Here is a 24,635-nt window from a genome sequence, read left to right as displayed (position 1 = left end):
CACACAGTCCCGAAACTGTGAAAATCCAACGGCTTAACCGATCTCGAAGTCCGCGCTTTGAGCGGCGTCCTCGCCGTGCCCGTTGAAGGCCCTCAGGAAGTATGTTCCCGGCTCGATTGCTTCAGGCAATTTGATGCGCAACGCCCCGACGGGAACGGGCGATGCAACCCTGGTGACGGTCTCAGGCAGTTGGCGGCCGCTTGCCTTCTCGATCAGCACCACCTTCGCGCCAACCATCAGCCTCTGATACTTGGCAACGATGACGCGGTTTTCAATTTCGATGGAGCTGATAAGGGGTTTCATGCGCCCACAGATAGAAATTCCAAAAATTTGCACGGCGACCGTAGGGCCCGCCACCGGCACCGTCAACCACAAATTGTGATCACAAAAAAATGCGCTTGATCAGCTTGCCCGCGACGATTTGCGCTCGCCCGTGGCCGCGTTCTCCGCGGCGCGGCTCATCAGCGACGCATAATCATCGCCGAACAGCACCTGGCAGAACCGGATCGCGGCCTGGACCTGCTGCTGCCGATAGGTGCGGACCTTGTGATCGGCCGCACGCAGCGACTGCACCAACTGCTCGGTCGAGCGTTCGACATATTGCTGGAGATCGGAATAGGTGCGCAGCGTCACTTCGTTGATCGCAAGCTCGCTCGCATAGTTGCGGCAGGTCGCGACGAAATCGATCAGCGCCGCGGTTTCCTCGACCTCGGTGCTATCGATCCGCGCGCCCGGCGGAATGTCCTTCTCGGCGCGCTGGCGCAGGATGCGGCGAACCCGGCCGGGAACGCTGTCGATCTCCGATTGCAGCGCATTGGAGATGTCGGCCCGGATCGAGGTCAGCTGCTTGCCCCAGACGGAATCGTTGCGCAGATCGAGCTCCGTGCGAAGACCGCGCACGCCGTCATGCAGCGCCTTGAGATTGTCGGCGACGTTCTCGAAATGGCCGCGCTTGATATCCATGCGCAGGATCGCGGCAACGCAGGACAAATCATGCAGGGCGATCGTGACGGCCACGCCGTAGGGCGTCGCCGCGACGCGGATCTCGTCGTCGGACGCGGCAATCTTGATGGCGAGGCGGATGATCTGCCACGGCGCGGTCATCCGCTGCACGACCATCGACAGCGCGAAGGCCAGCATCTGCGGCGTCTGGAGCGCGGGGATGTTGAGTGTGGACGTCACAGATGCGATCTGGGCCTCGCCGAAGGTACGCAGGAAGCGCGGCAGCTTCTCGTTCAGCGTGGCGATGGCCTCCCGGACCTGAAGCACCGCTCCGATCGAATAGAGGTCCTCGATCACGTTGGGCGGGCCGACGCGGGCGAGCGCGCGCGACTTGTCGCCGCCGCTGGGACCCGTCAACCCGAAGATGGCATCCGCGGCCACGGCCTGGAGCTTCGCGGCGAGGGCTTCGACCTGCCCTGCACTGTCTGAGGCCGGCATGCGCGCCAGCGCCGCCTCGAATTCGTTGACCTTGTCGGGGGCGCCATCGCGGCCGAGCCATTGCCAGATCGGATGCAGCGAGGAGCGGCGGATCTGGCCGACCCTGACAGGGGCGCCCGTCTCGACCAGGAATGGTTCCAGCACCTGGAACAACAGCCGCGACAGATCGTCCGTGCGCGGCGGCGCAGCCTCGTCAACTTCGGTCTTGCGGACGATCTTGCGCAGCTGCTCGAGCACGAGGGTCGCCACCGCCGTGTCCTGGCCGCGCTCGAGCGCGCGTTCGAACTCCCGCATCAGCAGCGCCTGCGACTGCGGCGGGAGCTGCGCGAGATATTCCCTCAGCCGCTCGATCGATGTCTGGCTCATGCGCCCGGGTGATGCACGATAAAATGGCAGACGTGGGATGCGTCCTGCGCGATCATAGATGGGGCCCACTTAAGAAGCCGTTTAGGAAGTCGCTCCGAAATAGCTCCGGTTTGGTCCGGATGGTACCGGACCAGCCAAATAGTCGTGCCGGAACAAAGGATTATATTCCGGGGAGGACCAGCTCCGCCCGCAGGCCACCGGTCGGGGCGCCCGCGAGCGAGAGGCTGCCGCCATAGAGCGCGGCGAGGTCGGTCACGATGGACAGGCCGAGCCCCGAGCCGGGCTTGGACTCGTCGAGCCGCTGGCCGCGCCGGGAGACCTGGGCGCGCTCGGCCTCCGACAGGCCGCGGCCATCGTCGTCGACGATGATCCGCAGGCGCGGGCCGGCGCCCGTCTGGTGCGGCGCTTCCACCAGAACCTCGATGAAGACCTGCGAGGCCGCCCATTTGCAGGCATTGTCGACGAGATTGCCGACCATCTCCTCCAGATCTTGCCGCTCGCCGCGAAACTTTGCGGACGGATCGGCCTTGGCCTCGACCAGTATCCCGCGATCGCGATGGATCTTCTCCATGGTCCGCCGCAGCGCCTCGATGACGGGTGCGACCTCCGTCACGGTCGCGACCACCGAGACGCGTGCCGCGATGCGCGCGCGCTCCAGATGATGGGCGAGCTGGTCGCGCATCACGTCCGCCTGCTCCATCACCTTGGCTGCGAACGGCTCGGTGGCGTGCGTGCCGGCCTCATTCACGATCACCGAGAGCGGCGTCTTGATCGCATGGGCGAGATTGCCGACATGGGTGCGCGCGCGCTCGACGATCTCGCGATTGGCATCGATCAGCGCGTTGGTCTCGCGCGCCAACGGCGCGATCTCGACCGGGAATTCACCTTCGAGCCGCTCCGCCCGCCCGGAGCGGATGTCGGCGATAGATTCCGAGATGCGCTTGAGGGGCGCGAGACCGAACCTCACCTGGAACACCGTGGTCAGCAGCAGCACGATGCCGAGCGCGGTGAAGGTGCCGCCGAGATAGTAGTCGAAGCTCCGCGTCTCGTCGAAAATCTCGGTGTCGTCGCCGGCGACGCTGACCAGATATTTGCCGTCCGCGCCGAGATCGACCGGCCGCTCCACCATGCGCAGGTTCTGTCCCTCGGGGCCGTCGACATAGGCGAGGCGGATGCCGGCAGCGGTGAGCTCGGTGCCCTGCTCCTCCAGCTTCGGCAGCTTCTTGTCCCAGAGCGAGCGCGAGGAGCGCACCTCCGGCTTTTCGGTGTCGGTCCGCGTGATCTGCCAGTACCAGCCTGACAGCGGCAGCTCGAACAGGGGCTCGCCGAGCGACTGGAACTGACGGTCCGGCGGCTCGTCGGGCGTCGCGACCTCGGCGATGAGGGTGCGCAGATAGAGATTGAGCCGGCGGTCGAAGGCGCGCTCGGTGGCGCTCTTGTAGACCGACGACAGCACCACCCCGGTGATGGCCAGGATCACCACGAGCCACGCCGTCGCCGACAGGAACAGGCGATTGGCAAGCGAGCTAGCGGCCATCGGAAGGATCCCGGCAGGCGCAGGGGGGCGGGGCGTCGGACATCATGACCGGACCAAGGCCCCTGTTCGGCCGGCCGTCAAGTCCTGACGCCTCAAGCGCCGGGAGCAGGCGGCGGGGTCAGGAGATAGCCGAGGCCGCGAACGGTCTGGATGATGTCGACGTCGAGCTTCTTGCGGATGCGGCCGACGAAGACCTCGATGGTGTTGGAGTCGCGGTCGAAGTCCTGGTCGTACAGGTGTTCGACCAGCTCGGTGCGGGACACGACGCGCCCCGAATGGTGCATCAGGTAGGCCAGAAGCCGATATTCGTGCGAGGTCATCTTGACCGGATTGCCGGAGACGCTGACCCGCCCGGTCCTGGTGTCGAGCGTGACGGGGCCGCAACTCAATTCGCTCTGGGCATGGCCGGTGGAGCGGCGCAGCAGCGCGCGGATGCGCGCCAGCACCTCCTCGAGATGGAACGGCTTCGGCACGTAATCGTCGGCGCCGGCATCGAACCCCTGGACCTTGTCGCTCCAGCGGTCGCGCGCGGTGAGGATCAGGACCGGCATGGTACGGCCGTTGCGGCGCCAGGCTTCCAGCACCGAGATGCCGTCCTTCTTCGGCAGGCCGATGTCGAGCACAACGGCATCGTAGGGCTCATTATCGCCGAGATAATGCCCCTCCTCGCCGTCGAAGGCACGATCGACGACGTAGCCGGCGTCGGTCAGCGCCTTGGTGAGCTGCCGATTGAGATCGGGGTCGTCCTCAACAACAAGCAGGCGCACGCTTCTCCAGAAATAGACTGCACAATCGATCGCCAGAGATGAGCAATTCCGGCGTGAACTGAATATGAACACGGGGAACCGGCCGCGTTACTTTTTGGTCATATAGAGCTTCTCAAGCGCCGACGCGACGGCGCCCGCCAAGCAGCCACCGGACGAGCCGGCGGGCGTGGCGGGCGCAATGTGCCGCGTTACGCGGCGAGTCGGAAGGTCCGAACCGTCCCGTCGATCGGCCGTCAGGTCCGGAAGAACACGAACCAGATGACGGCAAGGATCAGGATCGCGAGCCCGATCGAGATGGTAAGCAGGGCCGCCACTGACGGCCCCGGTTCGCCCTGACGCGCCTCGGTGGCGGTTTCGACGATCTGATCGTGCTCTCGCGTGGTTGCCATAACGCCCTCAATCTCTGGATGTCGGCTGCGGTGCTCGCAACCCCCTCGCGGCCTGATGTCTTAAGCCAACGCGTGATTGGATATGATGTTCCGGTTTTTGCCGCTGCATCAGGCTGCAACCGCGCGCCGGGCGGCCGGTTAACGCAGTTGCAAGATTCCGCAATCCGCCTTGCTATGATTCGTTGTTCCCCGATGGTATCCTCGTCCTCTGTCCCCGTTGCGTTTGGAGTAGCCCATGCCCCCCCCCCCGCGCCAATTGGAAGGGTTTTCTGCGTCTGTCGCTCGTGACCTGCCCGGTCGCGCTGTATCCGGCCACTTCGGATACCGAGAAGGTCTCGTTCAACCAGATCAACCGCAAGACCGGCCACCGGATCAAGTACCTCAAGGTCGACGCCGAGACCGGCGACGAGGTGACCTCCGAGGACATCGTCAAGGGCTACAAGGTCGACACCGACACCTATATCGAGGTCACCAAGGACGAGCTCGACGACATCGCGCTTGACTCCACGCACACGATCGAGATCGACGAGTTCGTGCCGAAGACCGATATCGACAGCCGCTATCTGATCCGCCCCTATTATCTCGTGCCTGACGGCAAGGTCGGCCACGACGCCTTCGCGGTGATCCGCGAGACCATCCGCAGCATGGACAAGGTCGCGATCGGCCGCGTCGTGCTGGCCAACCGCGAGCACATCATCGCGCTGGAGCCGCTCGAGAGCGGCCTGATGGGCACGCTGCTGCGCTATCCCTACGAGGTCCGCAGCGAGAAGGAATATTTCGACGACATCCAGGACGTGAAGCTGACCAGGGACATGCTCGACCTTGCCAAGCACATCGTCGAGAAGAAGTCCGGCGCATTCGAGCCCGAGCTGTTCGAAGACCACTACGAGACGGCGTTGATCGACCTCATCAACAAGAAGCGCAGCGGTGCACCGATCGCGGCGAAGGCCGCGCCGAAGACCGGCGGCAACGTCATCAACCTGATGGACGCGCTGAAGAAGAGCATCGCCAGCGAGAAGGACATGGCGCCCGCGGCCAAGGCCGCCAAGGAGCCCGTCAGGGAGACCGTCAAGGGCAAGAAGCCGAAGAAGCGCGTCGAGGGCCAGCGCGAGATGCTGCTGCCGATCACCGGCAAGGGTGACAAGACTGCAGCAGCCAAGGAAGCGCCGCCCAAGAAGGCCGACAAGCCGGTCCGCGCGCCGGCGCGGGCGAAGAAGGCCGGTTAGACGCAATCCGCGTCTGCAATCGCGCCGTGATGTCTCCCCTCGCCGATCGGCCGGCCTGACATGCCCTGGTCGACCGCGTTCGACGATCCCGTTCGCGTAAGTCACAAGCGCAAGCTGCTGACGCTGCAAGACGCGGCGGACTACATCATGCAGCTGCCTGAGGACGCACAGCACGAGGTGCACTGGCAGACCGCCATCGAGACCTTGATCAACGCAGCCGAGACGGGCGGCGGCTGGGTGATGTTCGCCCGCATCGCGATGTTGCGGGCGCTGAATGCGGACGGCCGCGGCCGATGAGCGCCTTGGTTGTCATCCCTGGCAGGCATCCGTGCCGACCGTGACGAACAGGCTCAACAAACCGTTAATCGGCGCCCTCGTGTCCAGCACGACAGGGTATTCCTACGGGCGACAAAATTAACCGTTGGTTCCCCTTATGCGCAGCATGGTTCCGGCTCCGATCGAGCCAAGGTTTGCGTGCCCCCGTGCAGCAGGACGTCAGAAAGAACTACATCAGCATCGTGAACGACGCGCCTGATCGCGAGCAGGCGGCGAGCACGACGCCGCGGCCGCAGCCGGGCACGATGAAGAACTTCGTCGGCCGTCTCGCGACCGTGCTGAAGCGCCGCCTCCCCGCCGCACCGGGCCCGACCATCACGCCCTGACAGGCCCACCGGCTTCCGCGTGTCCTTGCGGGAGGCTGTCGATTTGAATCCATTTGGATGGATCGATGGAACCTTAATTTAATGGATGCCATCGTATGTGACGGAGGCGCGGCCGCCCGGGCTTCATTCTTCCGTCGCGCAGAAAAATCTATTCGATCTATTTACCAGTCCGAAAACGACGCTGCCACACATTGGATCGGATGAAGAGGAGTTGGCAATGACTTTGCTTAGGTCTTTCCTTGCCGATGAGACTGGCGCAACCGCCATCGAATACGGCCTGATTGCCGCCGGCATTGCACTGGCGATCGTGACCGTCGTGAACAACACGGGCAGCCAGCTCCTCAACAACAAGTTCAACTCGATCAGCTCGTCGCTGAAGTGACGGCCGCCTCGTAACGGCCGCCCTGGCCTGAGGCGACGTCCTGCACGCGCCGACCCCGGCGCGGCCGTCGGCGCATGCTCCCTCCCCGATCTCGTCATTGCGAGCGATAGCGAAGCAATCCAGAGTCCTTCCGCGGAGGAATTCTGGATTACCTCGCTGCGATCGCAATAGTGGTGCGTGGCCCGTAACGCACTCAAAATCATGTCCCGGACGCTACACAACGTCTTTCAAGCAACCACATCCTCGCCGCTCCCGCGCTTTGACGGCCTTTTGAGTCCTGATAGTCTTCGGCCCGGCGTGGTTCGACGGGCCATGCTCAATCATTGGACCAGAGCGATTTGAAGGATGCGGATGAGAAGCGCGACGATCTTGGCTCTCAGCCTCATGTTTGTCGGCGCCTGGTCGCACGACAGCGCGAGAGGACAGACTTCGGTCGCGCCTCCGGTTTCGCTTGCTCCGCCCAATGCATCGCCGCCGCGCGCGAGCGCCAAAACTTCCAGAATTCCGCCGGCGACATCCGGCAGGGAGGCTTCGCCCCCTGTGATCGGCGGGCCTCCGCCGATGCCTAATCCGGCCGCCGACTACGATGGCTTCAGTGTAGGCACCGTCGACGACAATGACGCCTCAAGCCAGGTGACGCCGCCTGTGAGGTCACGCGCAGCAAAGGGCTCCAAGTCCAATTCCACGTCCAATCCCGATACAAATGGCCTCGGCGGCCAGTCATCGGTCGATCAGGAAGACGAGGCGCTGAAACGAAAGCTGACGATCTGCAAAAACTGCAAGTAGGACGTTTGTAGCCCGGATTGCTCTTCCGCCTTCGCTCTTTGAGCTACAGCGGACAAGTCGCCCTATCCGGGCTACGGCAGCTCGCTGCATGGCTGACCTACCGCGACCGTCGCCCACCCGTGCTTTACCGTCCCGGCGTTTCCTGATCCTCTCTCTCCAATCGGCCGGAGCAACCGGCCAAGCCTGAGGAGAGAGACGCCATGAAGCTCGGCACCGCCATTGCGGAAATCATGAAGCGCGAGGGGATCGAGATCCTCTGCGGCTATCCGGTCAACCATCTGATCGAGCACGCGGCCAAGGCCGAGATCCGGCCGGTGATGGTGCGGCAGGAGCGCGTCGGGGTGCACATGGCGGATGCGATCTCGCGCGTGACGTCGGGGCGTTCGATCGGCGCGTTCTGCATGCAGCACGGGCCCAGCGCCGAGAACGCGATGGGCGGCGTTGCGCAATGCTATGGCGAATCCGTGCCCGTGCTCGTGCTGCCGATGGGCTATCAGCGCCGGCTCGCGCATATCGAGCCGAACTTCAATTCCAGCGAGGCAATGAAGGCGTTTTCCAAATCGTCCGAGCCGATCATCCTGGCTGCGGAGGTCACCAACATCTTCCGCCGCGCCTTCACCAAGCTCAAGAACGGCCGCGGTGGGCCCGTCATTGTCGAGATCCCCGCCGACATGTGGAACGAGGAGGTGCCGGAGCCGCTGAACTACACGCCGGTGCTGCGCACGCGCTACGGCGCCGATCCTGTTCATGTGAAGGAGGCGGCAGCCCTGCTCGTCAACGCGAAGCGCCCCGTGATCTATGCCGGCCAGGGCGTGCACTACGCGCAGGCCTGGCCGCAACTGAAGCGGCTCGCCGAGCGGCTCGCCATTCCCGTCACCACCAGCTTAGGGGGCAAATCATCGTTCCCGGAAACGCATCCGCTGTCGCTCGGCTCGGGCGGCCTCGCGGTACCGCGCGCTGTTCCAAAATTCCTCGCTGAGGCCGATGTCATTTTCGGCATCGGCTGTTCCTTCACAGAGACCAGTTTCGGCGTCGCGATGCCGAAGGGCAAGACCATCATCCACTCCACGCTCGATCCGAACCATCTCAACAAGGATGTGGAAGCCAAGGTCGGCCTCGTCGGCGATGCTGGCCTCGTGCTCGATGCGCTGCTGGAGGAGATCGGCAAGACCGTCACGGCGGATCGCGACGCATCAGCGGTCGCGGCCGAGATCGCCGCTTCGCACAAGGAGTGGCTGGCGAAATGGATGCCGAAACTCACCAGCAATGACGCGCCGCTCAGCCCCTATCGCGTGCTCTGGGACCTCCAGCACACCGTCGACATCAAGAACACCATCATCACCCATGATGCCGGCAGTCCGCGCGACCAGCTCTCGCCGTTCTGGAAGGCGGTCGAGCCCCTCACCTATCTCGGCTGGGGCAAGACGACGCAGCTCGGCTACGGCCTTGGGCTCGCGATGGGCGCAAAACTCGCAAAGCCCGACAAGCTCTGCATCAATGTCTGGGGCGACGCCGCCATCGGTTTCACCGGCATGGATTTCGAGACCGCGGTGCGCGAGCGCATCCCGATCATGTCGATCCTGCTGAACAATTTCTCGATGGCGATCGAGTTGAAGGTGATGCCGATCTCGACCGAGAAATACCGCTCGACCGACATCTCCGGCGACTATGCCGCAATGGCGCGCGCCTTTGGCGGCCATGGCGAACGGGTGACGAGGCCGGAGGACATCATCCCCGCGATCAAGCGCGGCATCCAGAAGACGAAGGAAGGCGTGCCGGTGCTGCTGGAGTTCATCACCAGCAAGGAGACCGAGGTGTCGCGGCCAGGGACTTGAGGCGGCCACAAGGCTGTGGGCGCTGGCTCCGGCCGCAGGAGATGTGATAATCGGGCTTGGTACCGCGTACGTCGCGGCGCTTAGCCGGATTATCAATGACCGCGCCTCCCCAGGACAAGGCCGCCGAGCTCGAACGGCAATTGCGATCCCAAGCGGCCGAGAATGCCCGCCTGCAAGCCGAGCTTGCCATTGCGCGCGACCGCCAGAACGCCAGCATGGAGATCCTGCGCACCATCGCTAACTCCTCGGGCGATGCGGAGGGCTCGCTGCAACAGATCGCGGAAGCGACCATGCATCTGTTCGGCGCGCCGAGCGCCACCATTCACATTGCGGAAGGCGACGGGTGGTCCAGGGTGATCCGGGTCGGCGACAGTTCCATGCGCGTCGGCGCCGGCGTGCCGCTCGCCCAGCTCAAGATCGGCGGCCGCAACATGCCCGGCACCATCGTGGCCGAGAACCGGCAGGTTCATGTCCCCGATCTCGACAATGTCGATCCGGCCATCGCCGACTGGCCCGGCATGCCTCACGCTCGCGCCGCCGGCACGCGTTCGATGTCCGGCTCGCCGCTGCGGCTTGAAGGCAAGGCGATCGGCGCGTTGATCGTCTACCGCGACCGCCTCGCGCCCTTCACCGATGACGAGATGGCGCTGCAACAGAGCTTTGCCGACCAGGCCGCGATCGCGATCGAGAACGCGCGCCTGTTCAACGAGACGCGGGAATCACTGGAACGGCAGACCGCGACCGCCGACATTCTGAAAGTGCTGGCGAGTTCGCCTTCCGACGTGCAGCCGGTGTTCGACGCCGTCGCCGCCAACGCCAACCGGCTGATCGGCGGCTTCTCCACCGCGGTGCTGCGCTATGTCGACGGCGCCGCGCACCTCGTGGCATTCACGCCGGGCGATCCGGCCGGCGACCGCGTGCTCCAGGCCTCGTTTCCGGTGCCGTTCGCGCAGTTCCCGGCGTACCAGCTCACGGCCCATGGTGAATCGGCGCAGCTGCCGGATACCGAGCTCGAGCCGGCGGCACGCGACATCGCGCGCGCCCGCGGCTTTCGCAGCATGCTGTTCACGCCGCTGATGAGCGAGGGCGAGGCCAAAGGCGTCATCATCGCCACACGGCGGACGACCGGCGCATTCGCCGAGCATCATGTGCGGCTGCTGCAGACCTTCGCCGACCAGGCGGTGATCGCGGTCAAGAATGTCAGCCTGTTCAACGCCACCAGGGAAGCGCTGGAACGGCAGACCGCGACCGCCGACATCCTCAAGGTGATCGCGGCCTCGCCGGCCGACGTCACGCCGGTGTTCCAGGCCATCTCCGACAGTGCCAAGGCGCTGGTCGGCGGACATTCCTCCACCGTCACCCGCGTCATCAACGGCATGCTGCATCTGGCTGCCTTCACCACCGACAACGAGGCCGGCAACGCGGAGCTGCGCAGCTCGTTCCCGGCGCCGCTTGCGGCATCGGGCATTCACAGCCGGGTGGCGACAGGTGGTGAATACGCATTCCGCAGCGACATGCAGAACGAGCCCGACCTCACGGAGGCGATGCGGGAGCTGGCGCGGACGCGAGGCTATCGCAGCATTCTCGTGATTCCGATGCTGCGCGATGGGATTGCAATCGGAACCATCGGCGTAACACGCCCCGAGGCCGGCCCTTTCCCGGACAAGGCGATCAGCCTGCTCAAGACCTTTGCCGACCAGGCCGTGATCGCGGTCGAGAACACCCGCCTGTTCAACGAGGTGCAGGACCGCACGCGGGAGCTCGCCAGATCGCTCGACGATTTGCGCGCGGCGCAAGACCGTCTGGTCCAGACCGAAAAGCTGGCCTCGCTCGGCCAGCTCACCGCCGGCATCGCGCACGAGATCAAGAACCCGCTCAACTTCGTCAACAATTTTGCCTCGCTCTCGGCCGAGCTGACCGACGAGCTGAACGAGGTGCTTGCGCCCGTCCCGCTCGCCGACGATCTGCGCGCGGAGGTCGACGAGCTGACGGGGCTGCTGAGAGACAATCTTGGAAAGATCGTGCAGCACGGAAGGCGCGCCGATTCCATCGTCAAGAACATGCTGCTGCATTCGCGCGAGGGCGGCGGCGAGCACCGGCTGAGCGACATCAACGCCCTGGTCGAGGAGAGCCTCAACCTCGCCTATCACGGCGCGCGTGCCGAGAAGCCGCTCTTCGACGTGACGATGAAGAGCGAGCTCGACCCGGCGGCAGGTTCGGCGGAGGTGTTTCCGCAGGAGATTTCCCGGGTGCTTTTGAACCTGATCTCGAACGGGTTCTATGCGGTGACCAGGCGCCAGATGGGCAGCGGCGCCGCCGGTTACGAGCCGGTGGTGATCGCCGCGACCCGCGACCGCGGCGACAGCATCGAGATCCGCATCCGCGACAACGGCACCGGCATTCCGGAAGACGTGAAGGCGAAGATGTTTAATCCGTTCTTCACCACCAAGCCGGCCGGCGAAGGTACCGGTCTCGGGCTGTCGATGAGCCACGACATCATCGTGAAGCAGCACGGCGGCACGATCGACGTCACGACAGAGCCCGGCGCGTTCACCGAGTTCACGATCCTGTTGCCGCGAAAGAGCAGCTTTCCGGACACGACCGGAGGATAGCGTGGCTCGGGAGGTGCTTTCATGAATCCAGCTCGGTTCATTCGGCGACAATTGCTGTCGCTGTCCGGCGTCGGCCTCATGCTGGGTGCGCTGTTCTTCGCTGCCGCGCTGACGCCGACGCTGATCCCGCGCAGCTATCTCACGCAAGGTGCCCTCGCCGGCGGCTGCTTTGCGATCGGCTATTTCACCGGCGTCCTGTGGCGCCGGCTGTGGCACTATCTCGAACTGCCCGAGCCTTCGGCGCGCGCAAGATCAATTGCGAATGCGCTTGTCGCAGTCGGCTGCCTGCTCGTCGTCATCCTCGCCCTCGCGCGCACCGCCGAATGGCAGAACTCGATCCGTACCGTGATGAAGATGGCGCCGGTGGAGACCGCCCATCCGCTCAAGGTCTGCGCCATCGCCCTGATCACGTTCGTCGTGCTGCTGGCGCTGGGGCGGCTGTTCACGTTTGTCGCCCGCTTTCTCGCCGCGCGCACACGACGCCTCGTTCCGCGGAAGGTCGCGAACGTGATCGGCGTGCTCGTCGCAGCCCTGCTGTTCTGGTCGATCGCCAGCAATGTCCTGATCCGCACGGCGTTCAACGCACTCGATTCGTCCTTCCGCGAACTCGATGTTCTGTTCGAGCCGGAGCGGCCGCAGCCGACCGCAGCCGACCGGACGGGAGGCCCAGCATCGCTGGTGAAGTGGACGGAGCTCGGGCGCATGGGGCGCCGGTTCATCGCCTCAAGCCCGACCGCAGCCGAGATCAGCGCCGTCACGGAAAGGCCCGCGCAGAATCCCGTGCGCGTCTATGTGGGGCTCGGCAGCCGCAACACCGCGCAAGCGCGCGCCAGGCTCGCGCTCGAGGAGCTCAAGCGCCAGCACGGCTTCGACCGCAAAATCCTGATCGTCATCACGCCGACCGGCACTGGCTGGATCGATCCGGCCGCGATGGATACGGTCGAATATCTCCACCATGGCGATGTCGCGAGCGTCGCGATGCAGTACTCCTATCTCAACAGCCCGCTGTCGCTGCTGTTTCAGCCCGAATACGGCGCCGAGGCGTCGCGCGCGTTGTTCGCGGAGATCTACGGCTACTGGACGACGCTGCCGAAGGACAAGCGGCCGATGCTGTATTTGCACGGACTGAGCCTCGGCGCCATGAACTCGGAGAAATCCGCGGAGCTGTTCGAGACGATCGGGGATCCCATTGGCGGCGCGCTGTGGAGCGGGGCGCCATTTGAGAGCCGCATCTGGCGCTCGGTCACCGCGAACCGCAATCCGGGATCGCCGGCCTGGCTCCCGGAATTCCGCGACGGCCGCCTCGTCCGCTTCATGAACCAGAATGGACCGACGGTGCCGCCGGATACGCCCTGGGGGCCGATGCGCGTCGTCTATCTGCAATATGCCAGCGACGCGATCACCTTCTTCGCCTACCGCGACGCCTATCGGGCGCCGGACTGGATGAATGCGCCGCGCGGGCCGGACGTGTCGCCGCAGCTGCGATGGTATCCTGTCGTGACGATGCTGCAGCTCGCCCTCGACATGGCGGTCGCGACCGCGACGCCGATGGGCTTTGGCCATGTCTACGCGCCCGAGCATTATGTCGATGGCTGGGTCGCGGTGACAGATGTCAATGATTGGTCCGCCGAAGCACTCGCGCGGCTCAAGGAACAGCTTGCGGCGAAGGCGCGAAAGACGAGCGCAGGTGATGCCGACGACGATCCCGATCGCGGCGGCTAACCCCTACTCCGCCATCTCCACCTGCTGCGTGACGGAGGGGCCGGCGAGCGGCCGCTCCTCCATCATGATCAGGCAGAGCGAGGCGGTGGTCATCAGCGCGGTGGCGGCACCGAAGACGTAGCGGAACGCGTGCCTCATATCCTCGGCGGGAATCGCGGGGATGTTGCCCACGGCATGATGCTCACCGGCCAGCGGAACGTCGGCGCCGAGCGCGATCAGCAGGATCGCCGCGAACGCCGCGACCGTGAACGAGGACATCAGCGAGCGGAAGAAGTTCATCGCGCCGGTGATGGTGCCGACTTGCGGGCGCGCGACCGAATTCTGCAGCGAGACCACGCAGACCGGGAAGGTCGTGCCGAGGCCGAGCGCAAAGGCGGCCATCAGCATCAGCAAGCCCCACAGCGGCAAGGTGGTGACCGTGAGGGCGAGGCCGCACAGCGCGGCCCAGGACGTGCCGATGATGGCAACGCGCTTGTAGTGTTTTGCGCGCGCCATGGTGCGGCCGGCAATCGCCGCGCCGCAGGTCGAGACCGCCGCGAGCGGTATCAATGCGAGCCCCGCCTCGCTGGCGTTGAGATGGTAGACCGACTCGTAATAGAGCGGCAGCTGCACGGTGAGGCCCGTGATCGCACCAAGCCCGCAGCCACCGGCTGTCATGGCGAAAGGCGCCACCGAACCCGTCAATAGCTTCAACGGCAGGAACGGCTCGTCGGCCCGCCGCGCGTGCCACACGAAGGTGACCGCGAGCGCGACTGCGCCGCCCACCATCGCAAGCACGGTCGGCGAGAGCCACGGATAGCGCGTGCCGCCCCAGGTCAGCACCAGCATGAAGACGACCGCTGAGGCCATCAGCAGCACGCCGCCGAGCCAGTCGACCTTGCGCTTGCGGTGGAACACCGGGATCTTCTTCATCTTCGGCAGCAGCATCGCGATGGCGGCGGCCGCGAGCGGGAGATTGATCCAGAAGATCATCGACCAGTGCAGATGCTCGGCGAACACGCCGCCGATGACCCGGCCCAAAATGCCGCCGACCATCCAGACGCTGGAGAAATAGGCCTGGTACTGGCCGCGCTCGCGCGGGGAGACGATGTCGGAGATCACGGTCTGCACGACCGGCATGATGCCGCCGCCGCCGAGGCCCTGAAGACCGCGCGCCAGTATCAGCATCGGCATGTTCGGCGCGATCGCGCACAGCACGGAGCCGGCGACGAACAGGCTGAGCGAGATAATGATCATCACGCGCCGGCCGTAGATATCGCTCAGCGTCCCGAACACCGGTGCGACCGCGGTCGAGGCGAGCAGATAGGCGGTGATGACCCAGGAGAGATTGGAGACGTCGTGAAACTGGCGCCCGATGGTCGGCAGCGCGGTCGCGACGATGGTCTGGTCGAGCGCAGCCAGAAACATCGTCAGCATCAGGCTGATCACGATGGTCCGGACCTCGTCCTGCGATAACGGTGCCGGCGGCGCGAGCGAAGGCGCGTCGTCGACGCTCAAGACCTCGCTGGGAAGGCGGGACAGCTCTTCGGCAATGTCGTCAGGCAACGCCTGAATGTCGGCAGAACTGCTCTGCCGGTCGAACTTGTTCATCTCGATCGGAAGCCGTGAGGCGGCGCAACACCGCGAAGGATTCGTTCTATGCAGGCAATGTAGAGAGGAAAGTTCTTCTCAGGCAGGCACCGCGGCGCATGGGTGCATCCCGCCGCGAGGTCATCGCGATGACGTGATTCGACGTCGCAGGCGGGTCAGTCCTTCGGACGTCGCTTCAGGCGTGCCCGTTTCGGCAGCTGCGCCGGCCATTGCACGATGTGGTCCTCGAGCTCCTCGTCCGGGATCTCCTCCTCGCTGCCCTCGACCCGGCCGCGGACGGAGACGCCGGCTTCATGAACGGTGTTGGGATCGCCCGAGACCAGCGGATGCCACCAATAGAGGTCGCGGCCTTCCGCGACCAGCTTGTAGCCGCAGCTCGGCGGCAGCCAGTTCAGGGTGCGGACATTGGCCGGGGTCAGGCGGACGCAGTCGGGAACCTTGGCGGAGCGATTCGGATAGTCCTTGCAGCCGCAGGTCCCGGCATCGAGCAGCTTGCAGCCGACATGGGTGAAATAGATGTCGCCGGTATCCTCGTCCTCGAGCTTGTTCAGGCAGCAGCGGCCGCAACCGTCGCACAGGCTCTCCCATTCGGCCGTCGACAGCTCTTCCAACGTCTTGGTTTTCCAGAAGAATCCTTCCTGGCCTGAAGGTCGTTTGGGAGCTGCGGTCATGCGCCTCAACAAGTGTTCGAAAGAGCTACGGCTCGTTCATCTACGGCGTGCGGCCGGGACACTGCAAGCAACGCCCAATTGAGGCCCGTAATGAACCGGGGTCAATTAGGCCTGTTGTTCAAAATCGCGAGCCTGACCATTGGTTTATGGGCCCTGCTCGGCTAGAAGGAACAGCAAGTCCCCTCGGACGCGAAACCGGCGCCTTGGGTTTGCCGTAACATTCCCTCAAGACGTCTCGGTGCCGCCCCGGCCGGGTGCCTGAACGCTGTCGAACCGAGCCTCAAGGGTTCTAGGTGGTCCAGAACACACCATCCAATTGGAAGAGCCGCGTCCGGAATTTCTTTCTGGACCTCGACGCGCGCATCGATTCCTCGCTGTTCTCCTCCGCCAAGGGCATCCGCGAGCTCTACGAGCGCTACTCGACCTTCATGGACCGCTTCTATGTCGGCCGCTGGAAGCGCTGGGTGTTCATCGAGCCGCTGTCGGAGGCCGCGACGCTGGGCCTCGGGGGCCTGGTCGTGATGCTCACCCTCGCCATCCCCGCCTTCCGCGAGACCGCGGACGAGGACTGGCTGAAGAAGTCCGACCTGGCGGTGTCCTTCCTCGACCGCTACGGCAACCCGATCGGCAGCCGCGGCATCAAGCACAACGACTCGATCCCGCTGGAAGACTTTCCGGACGTGCTGATCAAGGCGACGCTCGCCACCGAAGACCGCCGCTTCTACGAGCATTTCGGCATCGACATCGCCGGCACCGCGCGTGCGCTCGTCACCAACGCCCAGGCCGGCGGCGTCCGCCAGGGCGGCTCCTCGATCACCCAGCAGCTCGCCAAGAACCTGTTCTTGAGCAACGAGCGCACCATCGAGCGCAAGGTCAACGAGGCCTTCCTGGCGGTCTGGCTGGAATGGCGCCTGACCAAGAACGAGATTCTCAAGCTGTACCTCGACCGCGCCTATATGGGCGGCGGCACTTTTGGCGTCGACGGCGCAGCCCATTTCTACTTCAACAAATCCGCGCGCGACGTGACGCTGGCGGAAGCCGCGATGCTCGCCGGCCTGTTCAAGGCGCCGACCAAATACGCACCCCACATCAACCTGCCCGCGGCGCGTGCCCGCGCCAACGTCGTGCTCGACAATCTCGTCGACGCCGGCTTCATGACCGAGGGCCAGGTGTTCGGCGCCCGCCGCAACCCGGCCTTCGCGGTCGATCGCCGCGACGAGGCCTCGCCGAACTACTATCTCGACTACGCCTTCGACGAGATGCGCAAGCTGGTCGACACCTTCCCGAAATCCTACACCGAGCGCGTCTTCGTGGTGCGCCTCGCGATCGACACCAACGTGCAGAAGGCCGCGGAAGACGCCATCGAGAACCAGCTGCGCCAGTTCGGCCGCGATTATCACGCGACCCAGGCCGCGACCGTCGTCTCCGATCTCGACGGCGGCATCCGCGCCATGGTCGGCGGCCGCGACTACGGCGCCAGCCAGTTCAACCGCGCCACCGACGCCTACCGCCAGCCCGGCTCGTCGTTCAAGCCTTACGTCTACACCACCGCGCTCCTCAACGGCTTCACGCCAAACTCGATCGTGGTCGACGGTCCGGTCTGCATCGGCAATTGGTGTCCGCAGAACTATGGCCATTCCTATTCCGGCTCGGTGACGCTGACGCAGGCGATCACGCGCTCGATCAACGTCGTGCCGGTCAAGCTGTCGATCGCGATCGGCCAGAAGGAACAGCCGAAGGCGCCGAACCCGGCCAAGCTCGGCCGCGCCAAGATCGTCGAGGTCGCCCGCCGCTTCGGCCTCAAGGCGCCGCTGCCCGACACGCCGTCGCTGCCGATCGGCTCGGACGAAGTCACCGTGATCGAGCACGCCGTCGCCTACGCCACCTTCCCCAACCGCGGCAAGGCGGTGACGCCGCATTCGGTGCTGGAAGTGCGCACCGGTGCCGGTGATCCGGTCTGGCGCTGGGACCGCGACGGTCCGAAGCCGCGGCAGGCGATCCCGGCCTCCGTTGCCGCCGACATGGCCGGCATGATGAGCCACGTCGTCAGCGAAGGCACCGCGCGCCGCGCCGCGCTCGACGGCATTCCGACCGCCGGCAAGACCGGCACGACCAATGCGTATCGCGACGCCTGGTTCGTCGGCTACACCGGCAATTTCACCTGCGCAGTGTGGTACGGCAATGACGACTATTCGCCGACCAACCGCATGACCGGCGGCTCGCTGCCGGCGCAGACCTGGCACGACATCATGGTCACCGCGCATCAGGGCGTCGAGGTCCGGGAAATCCCCGGCATCGGCATGGGCCAGAAGCTGCCGGCGCAGCCGATGGCAGCGCAGGCCAATGCGGCACCGAAGGTGCTGGAGACCAAGCCCGGCCCGCCGCCCGTGCTGACCAAGCGCGGCGCCGACGTGCTGGTGCGCGTCGAGAAGCTGCTCGATGACGCCGCCAGGACCGCGACCAAGGCGGCTGCCGACGACGACAAGCTGGCCAAGCCGGCCTCGTCGACGAGCGCGCTCGCCTTCCCGCAGAACTATGCGGAAGAGAATGTGAATGCATCCGTCCCGCGCAAGAACTGATCGAAACCCGTGCGGCTGATCCTGATCACATTGACGGCCCTTCTGCTCGCGAGCGTGGTCGGCGTCGGCGCGACCTGGATGACGACGACGCGCGGCACCGAGATCGGCGCGCTGACAATCGGCCCGTGGACCGCCCGCCCCCGCACCGGCACCGCCGACGTCGATCCCTATTCGCGCGCCACCATCGTGCGCAACGGCGAGCTGCCGATCGGCACCGGTGACGGCGTCGCCTTCACCGCGACCGCCGACGAGAAGAAGAAGGCGCTCGACGGCCGCTGCGACGTCGTCGTCTCCGGCGTGACGCCGCCGGCGCGGTTCTGGACGCTGACGCTGTACGACCGCAAGGGCCACCTCGTCGCCAATTCGCTGCAGCGCTACGGCTTCACCAGCCAGGAGATCGTGCGGCAGTCCGACGGAACGTTCGAGATCCGCATCGCCTCGCGCTCGCGCGCCGGCAACTGGCTGCCGACCGGCGGCATCGAGCGCTACGCGCTGATGCTGCGCCTCTACGACACGCCGGTCGGGGTCGCGACGCGCACCCAGCGCGACGCGCCGATGCCCACGATCAAGACGGTGGGCTGCTCATGATCCGCCTGATGTTCACCATCGTCGCGGGCGTGGTGCTGGGCCTCGTGGTCCATCTCGTCAGCGTGCTGGCGCTGCCGCGGATCGCGACACAGGACGCCTATTCGCGGCTGACGCCGATGACCAAGCTCAACGCCGTGACGCAGCTTCCCCTCGCCGATCCCAACAATTCGCCGATGCCGTTCATGGACCCGGCCTTCGCGATCGCGATCTGCCGCTACGACCTCACGGGCGGGCCGCTCAAGCTCACGGTGCCGGTGAGCCAGGCCTACACCTCGGTGTCGTTCTACACCCGCAACGAGATCGCCTATTACGCCATCAACGACCGCTCCGCCGGCAAGAAGGTGATCGAGCTCGACCTCATGACCGAGCCGCAGCACAACGAGCTGCCCGAGGACGAAGAGATCACCGCGGCCGACCGCCTGATCATCGATTCCCCTGCTACCACCGGCCTGATCGTGATGAAGGCGCTCGCCGCCGAGCCCGGCCTGATGCAGCAGGCGCAAAACTCGCTTCAGGCTGCGACCTGCGCGCCGCAGACAGAAGCGCCGGCCAAGGCGGAAGCGCCGCGCGGGCGGCGCTGAAACGCGGCCATTTCGGCGCCCTCAAAACAAGAACTGAAAAAACAACCCCATGCACAGTAGCGGGGGAGCTGTTAGCTAATCTGAACGACCGATCAGCAGCAGCGCGACCTCAGCGGCGAGACCATTTTGGCCGCCTTTGACACGTCGGGCAAAACACTGGCATGATGGCAACATCGAAAGTTCGTAACACCCGCGGCGGAGCAATCCGCCGCGTTTTTTTGTCGTAGCACAGGTTGCCGTGATCTAAGGATCACCGTCGTCCCCCGCCGCTCGAAAACGCAATCCACTGCGTCGGGTACCTGGCGGAAAGTCCCTGCCCCCCAGTGTCAGTCCAAGCCTAGCTCAATATCTCGGGCGGTGCGAGTGCGCCCACTCGCGGGCATGCGCAATGGGCGCGCGCGGCGGCAGGATCGCGCGCAGCTTCTGCGTCGTCGGCAGGCTCTCCATGCGCTCCCGCCATCGACAGAAGGCCGGATATTTCGGGTACATGGCCTTGCCTTCCTCCGTCAGGCTGAAGGCAAAGGTGCTTGGCAAAAGGTAGAAATCCGCGATCGAGAGTTCTGGACCGAGGAGGTAGTCCGGACCATCGGCGAGCTCGCGCTCGATGGCCACGAGTGCGTTCTCGACCTTGGGCAGTGCGTGCGCCACCACCTTCTCGTCGGATGCAATCCCGAGCTCGGGAAACACCAGCCGCTCGTGGGTCACATGGTGGATCATGTAGGGATAGACGTAGGAATCGACGACACCGATCCATTGATTCATGCGAGCCCGCGCGTGCGGGTTCTGCGGCGTCAGCCGTGCTCCCGCGAACACCTCGTCGATGTAGCCGACGATGGCGCGCGTCCCGTAGACGGTGAAGTCGCCGTGCCGGAAGATCGGAACGCGGTTGAACGGATGGAGCGCGAGATGCTCGCTCCTGCCCATCACGGGCTCGAGGTCCTCGAAGCGGTAGGCCACGTCCTTGTGGGTGAGGACGAGCCGCACGATGTTGACGAACGTGCTGCGGGGAAAGCCGTAAACGATGGTCTCGGACATCTTTTCTCCTCCCGGTTCGCTTGCTGTCGATCGGGCTCGATCAGCGCCAGAACGGCTTGTTCGCTTGCTCCAAGGCCTCTTCCCGGGTGAGCCCGAGATCGGCAAGGAGATGGGGATTGTCGGCAATCGCGCGAAGATCGTCGCGCTGATTTATCCGCTCGATGCGGGCAAGCCATCTGCCGATCAACGCCTGCCATGAATTTTGTTTATGATCCGCAGCCGTCACGCTGCGTCGAACTCGCGACGGAAAACCACGATCGGCAATAGGTATTGACATTTATTGCCTCCAACTCCCATGATTTCGTGTCGTGGCCGCCTGCATAGGGCCGGCAGGGCAAAGTCCGCAAAGCATCGTTTCTCGGGCCAGCCCCAATTTTCCTCATGAAGTCCCTCAGGAGGTGCGTCATGCGCCCGCGTTTGCCACCGCTGAACGCACTAAAGGCCTTCGAAGCCGCAGCCCGCCACGAGAGCTTCACGCGGGCCGCCGAAGAGCTGTGCGTCACGCAAGGTGCGGTGAGCCATCAGGTCAAGGCGTTGGAAACGGAGCTCGCCATCAAACTGTTCAGCCGCGAGCGCCAGCGCCTGATCATCACGGAAGCGGGCCGCGACTATCTCGCGGTGATACGTGATGCGCTGGACCGAATTGCCGCGGGTACGGAGCGGCTGTTGCAGCGACAAAACGCAGGCGTGCTCACGGTCAGCACGTCCCCGGATTTTGCCGCCAAATGGCTGGTGCATCGCCTCGGCCATTTCGCGGAAGCGCATTCGGGAATCGATCTCCGCGTCTCGGCAACGATGCATCACGTCGATTTTGCGCGTGAGGAGGTCGATCTTGCGGTCCGCCATGGCGATGGAAACTGGCCGGGCCTCGATGCCACAAGGCTCTGCACGGAACGGCTCTTCGCCGTATGCAGTCCCAAGCTGCTGTCGGGACGCCGCCGCATCGGCGGGGTCGCGGATATCCTGAGATTTCCCCTGATCCACCTCGACAGCAGATCCGACTGGGCAAATTGGCTACGTGGCGTCGGCATTGACGACGCCGATGTCACGCATGGTCCGGTGCTCAATCGCGCCAGCATGGTCATCGATGCCGCAATCAACGGCCAGGGCATCGCCCTGGCCCGCACGACATTAGGCGCCTGGGACCTGATCAATGGACGGCTGGCGCTGCCCTTCCCGGAGTCGGTGCCATTGTCGAAGAGCTATTGGATCGTCTGCCCCAAGGCGACCGCGTCACTTCCGAAGATTGCGACATTTCGTGACTGGCTGCTCGCGGAGGCGTCGAGCGACCTGCGCCTGCTTAAATCCGTCACCGGGACACCAAAGGCAGCGAGGCGGCGATAGGCCTCTTTCCGGCGATTTTCTCACCCGCGGAGAATAGTCCGAGGTGGTAAGCCGCCGGGGATTCGGCTGAGATCAACGCAGTCCGAACGACAGCACCGATGCGATCAGCGACAATCCCGCGAGCAGCAGAAGCGCCAGCACGGTCCTGCGAAAGGTCTCATCGTTGATCTTGCCGAACAATTTGAAACCGGACCAAAGGCCGGCGACCATGAAGGGAACGCCGAGCGCATAGAGCACCAGCGTCTCCCTGGTGATGGTACCGGCTACGGCCTGAGAGCTCGAGATGGCAACGAACGCCACGAACAACACCGGCTGAAACACCGCGCGCTGCACGTCCTTGGGCCAGCCGCGCCATTGGCAGGAAATCGTCGAGACCACGCCGCCGAGCCCAGTCAGGCCGCCAAGCAAGCCGTTGGAGACGCCAATGGCGATATCGGCTCCGACTCCGATCTTCACCGGAGCGAATACAGGCTTCGTCAGGCCGTAGGGGGTTCAGATAGGCGAGAATGCTGACGCCGATCGGGATGCCGATGACAGCTCCGAGCGCGAGCGGCCAAGCCTTCCGAAGGTCGAGGAGATGTCGCAGCTTGAAGATGCCGTAGCCCTGCGTGAGCAAGCCGTAGCCTGCGATCAAGGTAGCGGTCTGCATCGGCGTGATGATGTGCAGCCATACGCCCGACACCACGAGGCCCATGGCGAATCCGGAAAAGCCGCTGACGAAGCCGCCAGCGAGCGCGGCAAATGCGAAGAGAGCGAAGACAGATCCTTCCATAGGTCGTCTCCCCAAGAACAATGCAGGCGAGCACTTGGATGGATATCCATCTGATGGGGAGGTCGCGGGTCCCCGCAATCGATCACTCGATTACCTCAGCGTCCGATCCCCCATCGCCTCGAAATGTGGGCCCGCGCCTCTTTCAGGATTCCCCGGCGTATCGATCGTACAATTTGGCGGCGTTCTCCCAGCGAATGGCCTCCATGTAGACGTCGACATAGCGGGCGGCGGCAGCGCCGAAATCCATGTGATAGGCGTGCTCATACATGTCGAGCACCAGCACCGGCCGACCGCCGGCGAGCGTTGTCGTATGATCTGCGGCCCATTGATTGATGAGCCGCTCGTCACGGGGTGAATAGGCAAGGATCACCCACCCCGAGCCGCCGCCTTCCGCTTTGCCCATGGCCGCGAATTCCGTCCGCCAGCGCTCGATGCTGCCAAAGTCGCGCGCGATCGCATCGGCGAGAGCGCCGCTCGGCCTCTCGGCTCCACCAAGACCGTCGAAGTAGATCTCGTGCAGGATCATCGAGTTCGCTGCGATCAATTCCTCACGCTTTAGGCCGTTGATGAGAAAGTTCGGCGCCTTGGCGAAATCGAGCTCTGCGAGCTGCGCGCCAATCGCGTTGAGCCGCTTCACGGCCCCGCCGTAGTTGTTCTCGTAGTGGCTGACGAGCACCTTTTCGGAGATGCCGCTGATCGACTTTGGATCGAACGGCATCGGTTTGGCTTCGTAACGCATCGGGCGTCTCCTTCTCTCGATCTTTGGCTCAACTCTTCGTGCTGGCAGTCTTGTCCAAGGCCGCGCGCAAGCCTTCGGCGAGCTTGACGGCGTCGTCGTTCGCCCAGAAGTGCATGAAGAAAAGTCGCGGCTGCTCATCCAGCATGTGGCTATGCAGCGCGGTCACCTCGATTCCGTGCGTGCGCAGCGCCAGAATGACAGGGTTGACCTCGTTGCCAGTCAGTACGAAGTCGCCCGTGATGGCCGCCTTCCCGCCCCCGGTCGGCTGGAAGTTGATACCGATCGCAACGCCCATTGGAGCGACGGGGGTCAATGGCATGCCGTCTTGCGTGATCGGATCACGTCGCTTCACATTGAATTGGTAGACGCCTCCGTTGGCCTGTCCCTTGCTGCCGATAATCTGGTCGAGCTTCGCGGTGTCGAGGTCCACGGCCGGCGGCGGGCTCGCCGGCGCTGCGACAGTCAATGGAGTCTTGCTTTCGGCAAGTGCATCGTGGATCGCAGCGGCGAGCTTGACCGGGTCCCCGTGCCCGGCAACATGCATGTAGAACGTCGCCGGACTCGCGCGCAGCAGATGATTGTGGATGGCGGTGATCTCAAGGCCGTTCGCGATCATCTTCGCCATCACGGGATTGATCTCGGTTTCGAGCAGCACGAGGTCGCCCATGACCATGGCGCCGCCGTGCCCAGGCTTGAACGCGACCCAGCCGCCGAGCGCCAGCGCCGGCTTGATCGTCACCCCGTCCAACGTCACGGAGAGATCGCTGCGGGGAAAGCCGTAGCGGTGGACGTCGTCCGAGACGGCGGGCTTGCGGCCCAGCGTCTCGTCAACCTTCTGCCAGTCGATGTTCTGCGCTTGAGCCGACGAGATCGAGCCAAGGACGCAGGCGCCGAGACCGATGAACGCGAAGAGTGTGTATCTCATTGATGTGCTCCTAAGTCTTGAAGCAGCTGCGGCTAATCACGCCCCGAGATCGATCGCATCGGCCCATCAAGCGGGAGGCCCAATCCT

The 24,635-nt window shown here is 64.6% G+C and carries 24 protein-coding genes and 1 pseudogene; 12 read left to right on the top strand and 13 right to left on the bottom strand.

Going from position 1 to position 24,635, the window contains the following annotated elements; genetic code table 11:
• Nucleotides 1-33: 33 nt before the first annotated feature.
• From HAP41_RS18660 to HAP41_RS18640, 5 genes are all read right to left on the bottom strand, one after another.
• Nucleotides 34-303, bottom strand: coding sequence for a hypothetical protein (locus tag HAP41_RS18660; RefSeq protein ID WP_166105927.1), 270 nt, complete (start codon nucleotides 301-303; stop codon nucleotides 34-36).
• A gap of 99 nt (nucleotides 304-402) precedes the next feature.
• On the bottom strand, nucleotides 403-1,806 hold the full coding sequence (locus HAP41_RS18655) for a hypothetical protein (protein ID WP_166098394.1): 1,404 nt from the start codon (nucleotides 1,804-1,806) through the stop codon (nucleotides 403-405).
• Between the two features lie 160 nt (nucleotides 1,807-1,966).
• Nucleotides 1,967-3,343: a sensor histidine kinase gene (locus HAP41_RS18650; RefSeq protein ID WP_063984549.1), complete on the bottom strand. Its 1,377-nt coding sequence runs from the start codon at nucleotides 3,341-3,343 to the stop codon at nucleotides 1,967-1,969.
• Between the two features lie 92 nt (nucleotides 3,344-3,435).
• A complete protein-coding gene (locus tag HAP41_RS18645) occupies nucleotides 3,436-4,110 on the bottom strand; it encodes a response regulator transcription factor (protein ID WP_014496705.1) in 675 nt (224 codons plus the stop codon).
• 233 nt (nucleotides 4,111-4,343) lie between these two features.
• Nucleotides 4,344-4,499 carry a hypothetical protein gene (locus tag HAP41_RS18640; RefSeq protein WP_166098398.1) on the bottom strand — a complete coding sequence of 52 codons (156 nt, stop codon included), beginning with the start codon at nucleotides 4,497-4,499 and terminating at the stop codon, nucleotides 4,344-4,346.
• 197 nt (nucleotides 4,500-4,696) lie between these two features.
• On the opposite strand from HAP41_RS18640, the gene ku reads away from it, so the two are divergent.
• The 8 genes from ku (at nucleotide 4,697) to HAP41_RS18600 (ending at nucleotide 13,724) form a co-directional block, all read left to right on the top strand.
• Nucleotides 4,697-5,725, top strand: coding sequence for a non-homologous end joining protein Ku (ku, locus tag HAP41_RS18635; protein WP_176400486.1), 1,029 nt, complete (start codon nucleotides 4,697-4,699; stop codon nucleotides 5,723-5,725).
• Nucleotides 5,726-5,785: 60 nt separating this feature from the next.
• Complete coding sequence (locus HAP41_RS18630) at nucleotides 5,786-6,022, top strand: hypothetical protein (RefSeq protein WP_166098405.1); 237 nt, start codon at nucleotides 5,786-5,788, stop codon at nucleotides 6,020-6,022.
• Nucleotides 6,023-6,195: 173 nt separating this feature from the next.
• Nucleotides 6,196-6,387, top strand: coding sequence for a hypothetical protein (locus tag HAP41_RS18625; protein WP_175618105.1), 192 nt, complete (start codon nucleotides 6,196-6,198; stop codon nucleotides 6,385-6,387).
• Between the two features lie 217 nt (nucleotides 6,388-6,604).
• Nucleotides 6,605-6,769 (top strand): Flp family type IVb pilin, encoded by a 165-nt coding sequence (locus HAP41_RS18620; RefSeq protein WP_014496710.1) that lies wholly within the window; start codon nucleotides 6,605-6,607, stop codon nucleotides 6,767-6,769.
• A gap of 351 nt (nucleotides 6,770-7,120) precedes the next feature.
• Entirely contained in the window at nucleotides 7,121-7,555 is a 435-nt protein-coding gene (locus HAP41_RS18615; RefSeq protein WP_166098408.1) for a hypothetical protein, read from the top strand.
• A 200-nt stretch (nucleotides 7,556-7,755) separates the two neighbouring features.
• Nucleotides 7,756-9,390 (top strand): thiamine pyrophosphate-requiring protein, encoded by a 1,635-nt coding sequence (locus tag HAP41_RS18610; protein ID WP_166098409.1) that lies wholly within the window; start codon nucleotides 7,756-7,758, stop codon nucleotides 9,388-9,390.
• Nucleotides 9,391-9,485: 95 nt separating this feature from the next.
• On the top strand, nucleotides 9,486-12,002 hold the full coding sequence (locus HAP41_RS18605) for a GAF domain-containing protein (protein WP_166098418.1): 2,517 nt from the start codon (nucleotides 9,486-9,488) through the stop codon (nucleotides 12,000-12,002).
• A 21-nt stretch (nucleotides 12,003-12,023) separates the two neighbouring features.
• Nucleotides 12,024-13,724 carry an alpha/beta hydrolase gene (locus HAP41_RS18600; protein WP_166098421.1) on the top strand — a complete coding sequence of 567 codons (1,701 nt, stop codon included), beginning with the start codon at nucleotides 12,024-12,026 and terminating at the stop codon, nucleotides 13,722-13,724.
• A 3-nt stretch (nucleotides 13,725-13,727) separates the two neighbouring features.
• Here HAP41_RS18600 and HAP41_RS18595 read toward each other — a convergent pair whose 3' ends face one another.
• Together HAP41_RS18595 and HAP41_RS18590 are read right to left on the bottom strand one after the other, a co-directional pair.
• Nucleotides 13,728-15,314: an MDR family MFS transporter gene (locus tag HAP41_RS18595; RefSeq protein WP_166098424.1), complete on the bottom strand. Its 1,587-nt coding sequence runs from the start codon at nucleotides 15,312-15,314 to the stop codon at nucleotides 13,728-13,730.
• Between the two features lie 155 nt (nucleotides 15,315-15,469).
• Nucleotides 15,470-15,985: a YcgN family cysteine cluster protein gene (locus HAP41_RS18590; protein WP_014496718.1), complete on the bottom strand. Its 516-nt coding sequence runs from the start codon at nucleotides 15,983-15,985 to the stop codon at nucleotides 15,470-15,472.
• Between the two features lie 293 nt (nucleotides 15,986-16,278).
• On the opposite strand from HAP41_RS18590, the gene HAP41_RS18585 reads away from it, so the two are divergent.
• From HAP41_RS18585 to HAP41_RS18575, 3 genes are read left to right on the top strand one after another with little or no spacing between them, the layout of a single operon-like run.
• Nucleotides 16,279-18,564, top strand: coding sequence for a transglycosylase domain-containing protein (locus HAP41_RS18585; RefSeq protein WP_166098429.1), 2,286 nt, complete (start codon nucleotides 16,279-16,281; stop codon nucleotides 18,562-18,564).
• Between the two features lie 9 nt (nucleotides 18,565-18,573).
• Complete coding sequence (locus HAP41_RS18580) at nucleotides 18,574-19,152, top strand: DUF1214 domain-containing protein (protein WP_028149914.1); 579 nt, start codon at nucleotides 18,574-18,576, stop codon at nucleotides 19,150-19,152.
• On the top strand, nucleotides 19,149-19,733 hold the full coding sequence (locus tag HAP41_RS18575; RefSeq protein WP_063984559.1) for a DUF1254 domain-containing protein: 585 nt from the start codon (nucleotides 19,149-19,151) through the stop codon (nucleotides 19,731-19,733). Before HAP41_RS18580 ends, HAP41_RS18575 begins: the two co-directional genes overlap by 4 nt.
• Nucleotides 19,734-20,075: 342 nt before the next feature.
• Here the strand turns inward: HAP41_RS18575 and HAP41_RS18570 are convergent, their stop codons facing one another.
• Together HAP41_RS18570 and HAP41_RS18565 are read right to left on the bottom strand one after the other, a co-directional pair.
• Nucleotides 20,076-20,768, bottom strand: coding sequence for a glutathione S-transferase family protein (locus HAP41_RS18570; RefSeq protein ID WP_166098436.1), 693 nt, complete (start codon nucleotides 20,766-20,768; stop codon nucleotides 20,076-20,078).
• Between the two features lie 40 nt (nucleotides 20,769-20,808).
• Nucleotides 20,809-21,045: a DUF1127 domain-containing protein gene (locus HAP41_RS18565; protein ID WP_166050647.1), complete on the bottom strand. Its 237-nt coding sequence runs from the start codon at nucleotides 21,043-21,045 to the stop codon at nucleotides 20,809-20,811.
• A gap of 128 nt (nucleotides 21,046-21,173) precedes the next feature.
• On the opposite strand from HAP41_RS18565, the gene HAP41_RS18560 reads away from it, so the two are divergent.
• Nucleotides 21,174-22,112 (top strand): transcriptional regulator GcvA, encoded by a 939-nt coding sequence (locus tag HAP41_RS18560; protein ID WP_028149917.1) that lies wholly within the window; start codon nucleotides 21,174-21,176, stop codon nucleotides 22,110-22,112.
• Nucleotides 22,113-22,184: 72 nt separating this feature from the next.
• Here HAP41_RS18560 and HAP41_RS18555 read toward each other — a convergent pair whose 3' ends face one another.
• From HAP41_RS18555 to HAP41_RS18545, 4 genes and pseudogenes are all read right to left on the bottom strand, one after another.
• Nucleotides 22,185-22,568 (bottom strand): TSUP family transporter, encoded by a 384-nt coding sequence (locus HAP41_RS18555; RefSeq protein WP_224580802.1) that lies wholly within the window; start codon nucleotides 22,566-22,568, stop codon nucleotides 22,185-22,187.
• A gap of 91 nt (nucleotides 22,569-22,659) precedes the next feature.
• Nucleotides 22,660-22,806: pseudogene (locus tag HAP41_RS50550) on the bottom strand (sulfite exporter TauE/SafE family protein); the annotation flags it as partial.
• Nucleotides 22,807-23,026: 220 nt separating this feature from the next.
• A complete protein-coding gene (locus HAP41_RS18550) occupies nucleotides 23,027-23,623 on the bottom strand; it encodes a superoxide dismutase (protein ID WP_166098440.1) in 597 nt (198 codons plus the stop codon).
• A gap of 28 nt (nucleotides 23,624-23,651) precedes the next feature.
• Nucleotides 23,652-24,548, bottom strand: a complete 897-nt coding sequence (locus HAP41_RS18545) for a DUF1259 domain-containing protein (protein ID WP_166098444.1) — start codon at nucleotides 24,546-24,548, stop codon at nucleotides 23,652-23,654.
• Nucleotides 24,549-24,635: the final 87 nt, after the last annotated feature.

The organism is Bradyrhizobium barranii subsp. apii (assembly GCF_011516635.5).
GTDB classification, from domain to species: Bacteria; Pseudomonadota; Alphaproteobacteria; order Rhizobiales; family Xanthobacteraceae; genus Bradyrhizobium; species Bradyrhizobium barranii.
Note: the sequence above shows the minus strand (reverse complement) of the source record. Positions and strands in the feature narration are given on the sequence as shown.

Bases quoted from the DNA above. Each gene is read 5' to 3' on its own strand.
- HAP41_RS18595 (WP_166098424.1), bottom strand. From the start codon at position 15,314: ATGAACAAGTTCGACCGGCAGAGCAGTTCTGCCGACATTCAGGCGTTG.
- HAP41_RS18650 (WP_063984549.1), bottom strand. From the start codon at position 3,343: ATGGCCGCTAGCTCGCTTGCCAATCGCCTGTTCCTGTCGGCGACGGCG.
- HAP41_RS18550 (WP_166098440.1), bottom strand. From the start codon at position 23,623: ATGCGTTACGAAGCCAAACCGATGCCGTTCGATCCAAAGTCGATCAGC.
- HAP41_RS18560 (WP_028149917.1), top strand. From the start codon at position 21,174: ATGCGCCCGCGTTTGCCACCGCTGAACGCACTAAAGGCCTTCGAAGCC.
- HAP41_RS18620 (WP_014496710.1), top strand. From the start codon at position 6,605: ATGACTTTGCTTAGGTCTTTCCTTGCCGATGAGACTGGCGCAACCGCC.
- HAP41_RS18605 (WP_166098418.1), top strand. From the start codon at position 9,486: ATGACCGCGCCTCCCCAGGACAAGGCCGCCGAGCTCGAACGGCAATTG.
- HAP41_RS18660 (WP_166105927.1), bottom strand. From the start codon at position 303: ATGAAACCCCTTATCAGCTCCATCGAAATTGAAAACCGCGTCATCGTT.
- HAP41_RS18590 (WP_014496718.1), bottom strand. From the start codon at position 15,985: ATGACCGCAGCTCCCAAACGACCTTCAGGCCAGGAAGGATTCTTCTGG.
- HAP41_RS18610 (WP_166098409.1), top strand. From the start codon at position 7,756: ATGAAGCTCGGCACCGCCATTGCGGAAATCATGAAGCGCGAGGGGATC.
- HAP41_RS18565 (WP_166050647.1), bottom strand. From the start codon at position 21,045: ATGTCAATACCTATTGCCGATCGTGGTTTTCCGTCGCGAGTTCGACGC.
- HAP41_RS18655 (WP_166098394.1), bottom strand. From the start codon at position 1,806: ATGAGCCAGACATCGATCGAGCGGCTGAGGGAATATCTCGCGCAGCTC.
- HAP41_RS18630 (WP_166098405.1), top strand. From the start codon at position 5,786: ATGCCCTGGTCGACCGCGTTCGACGATCCCGTTCGCGTAAGTCACAAG.
- HAP41_RS18545 (WP_166098444.1), bottom strand. From the start codon at position 24,548: ATGAGATACACACTCTTCGCGTTCATCGGTCTCGGCGCCTGCGTCCTT.
- HAP41_RS18615 (WP_166098408.1), top strand. From the start codon at position 7,121: ATGAGAAGCGCGACGATCTTGGCTCTCAGCCTCATGTTTGTCGGCGCC.
- HAP41_RS18575 (WP_063984559.1), top strand. From the start codon at position 19,149: ATGATCCGCCTGATGTTCACCATCGTCGCGGGCGTGGTGCTGGGCCTC.
- HAP41_RS18600 (WP_166098421.1), top strand. From the start codon at position 12,024: ATGAATCCAGCTCGGTTCATTCGGCGACAATTGCTGTCGCTGTCCGGC.
- HAP41_RS18640 (WP_166098398.1), bottom strand. From the start codon at position 4,499: ATGGCAACCACGCGAGAGCACGATCAGATCGTCGAAACCGCCACCGAG.
- HAP41_RS18570 (WP_166098436.1), bottom strand. From the start codon at position 20,768: ATGTCCGAGACCATCGTTTACGGCTTTCCCCGCAGCACGTTCGTCAAC.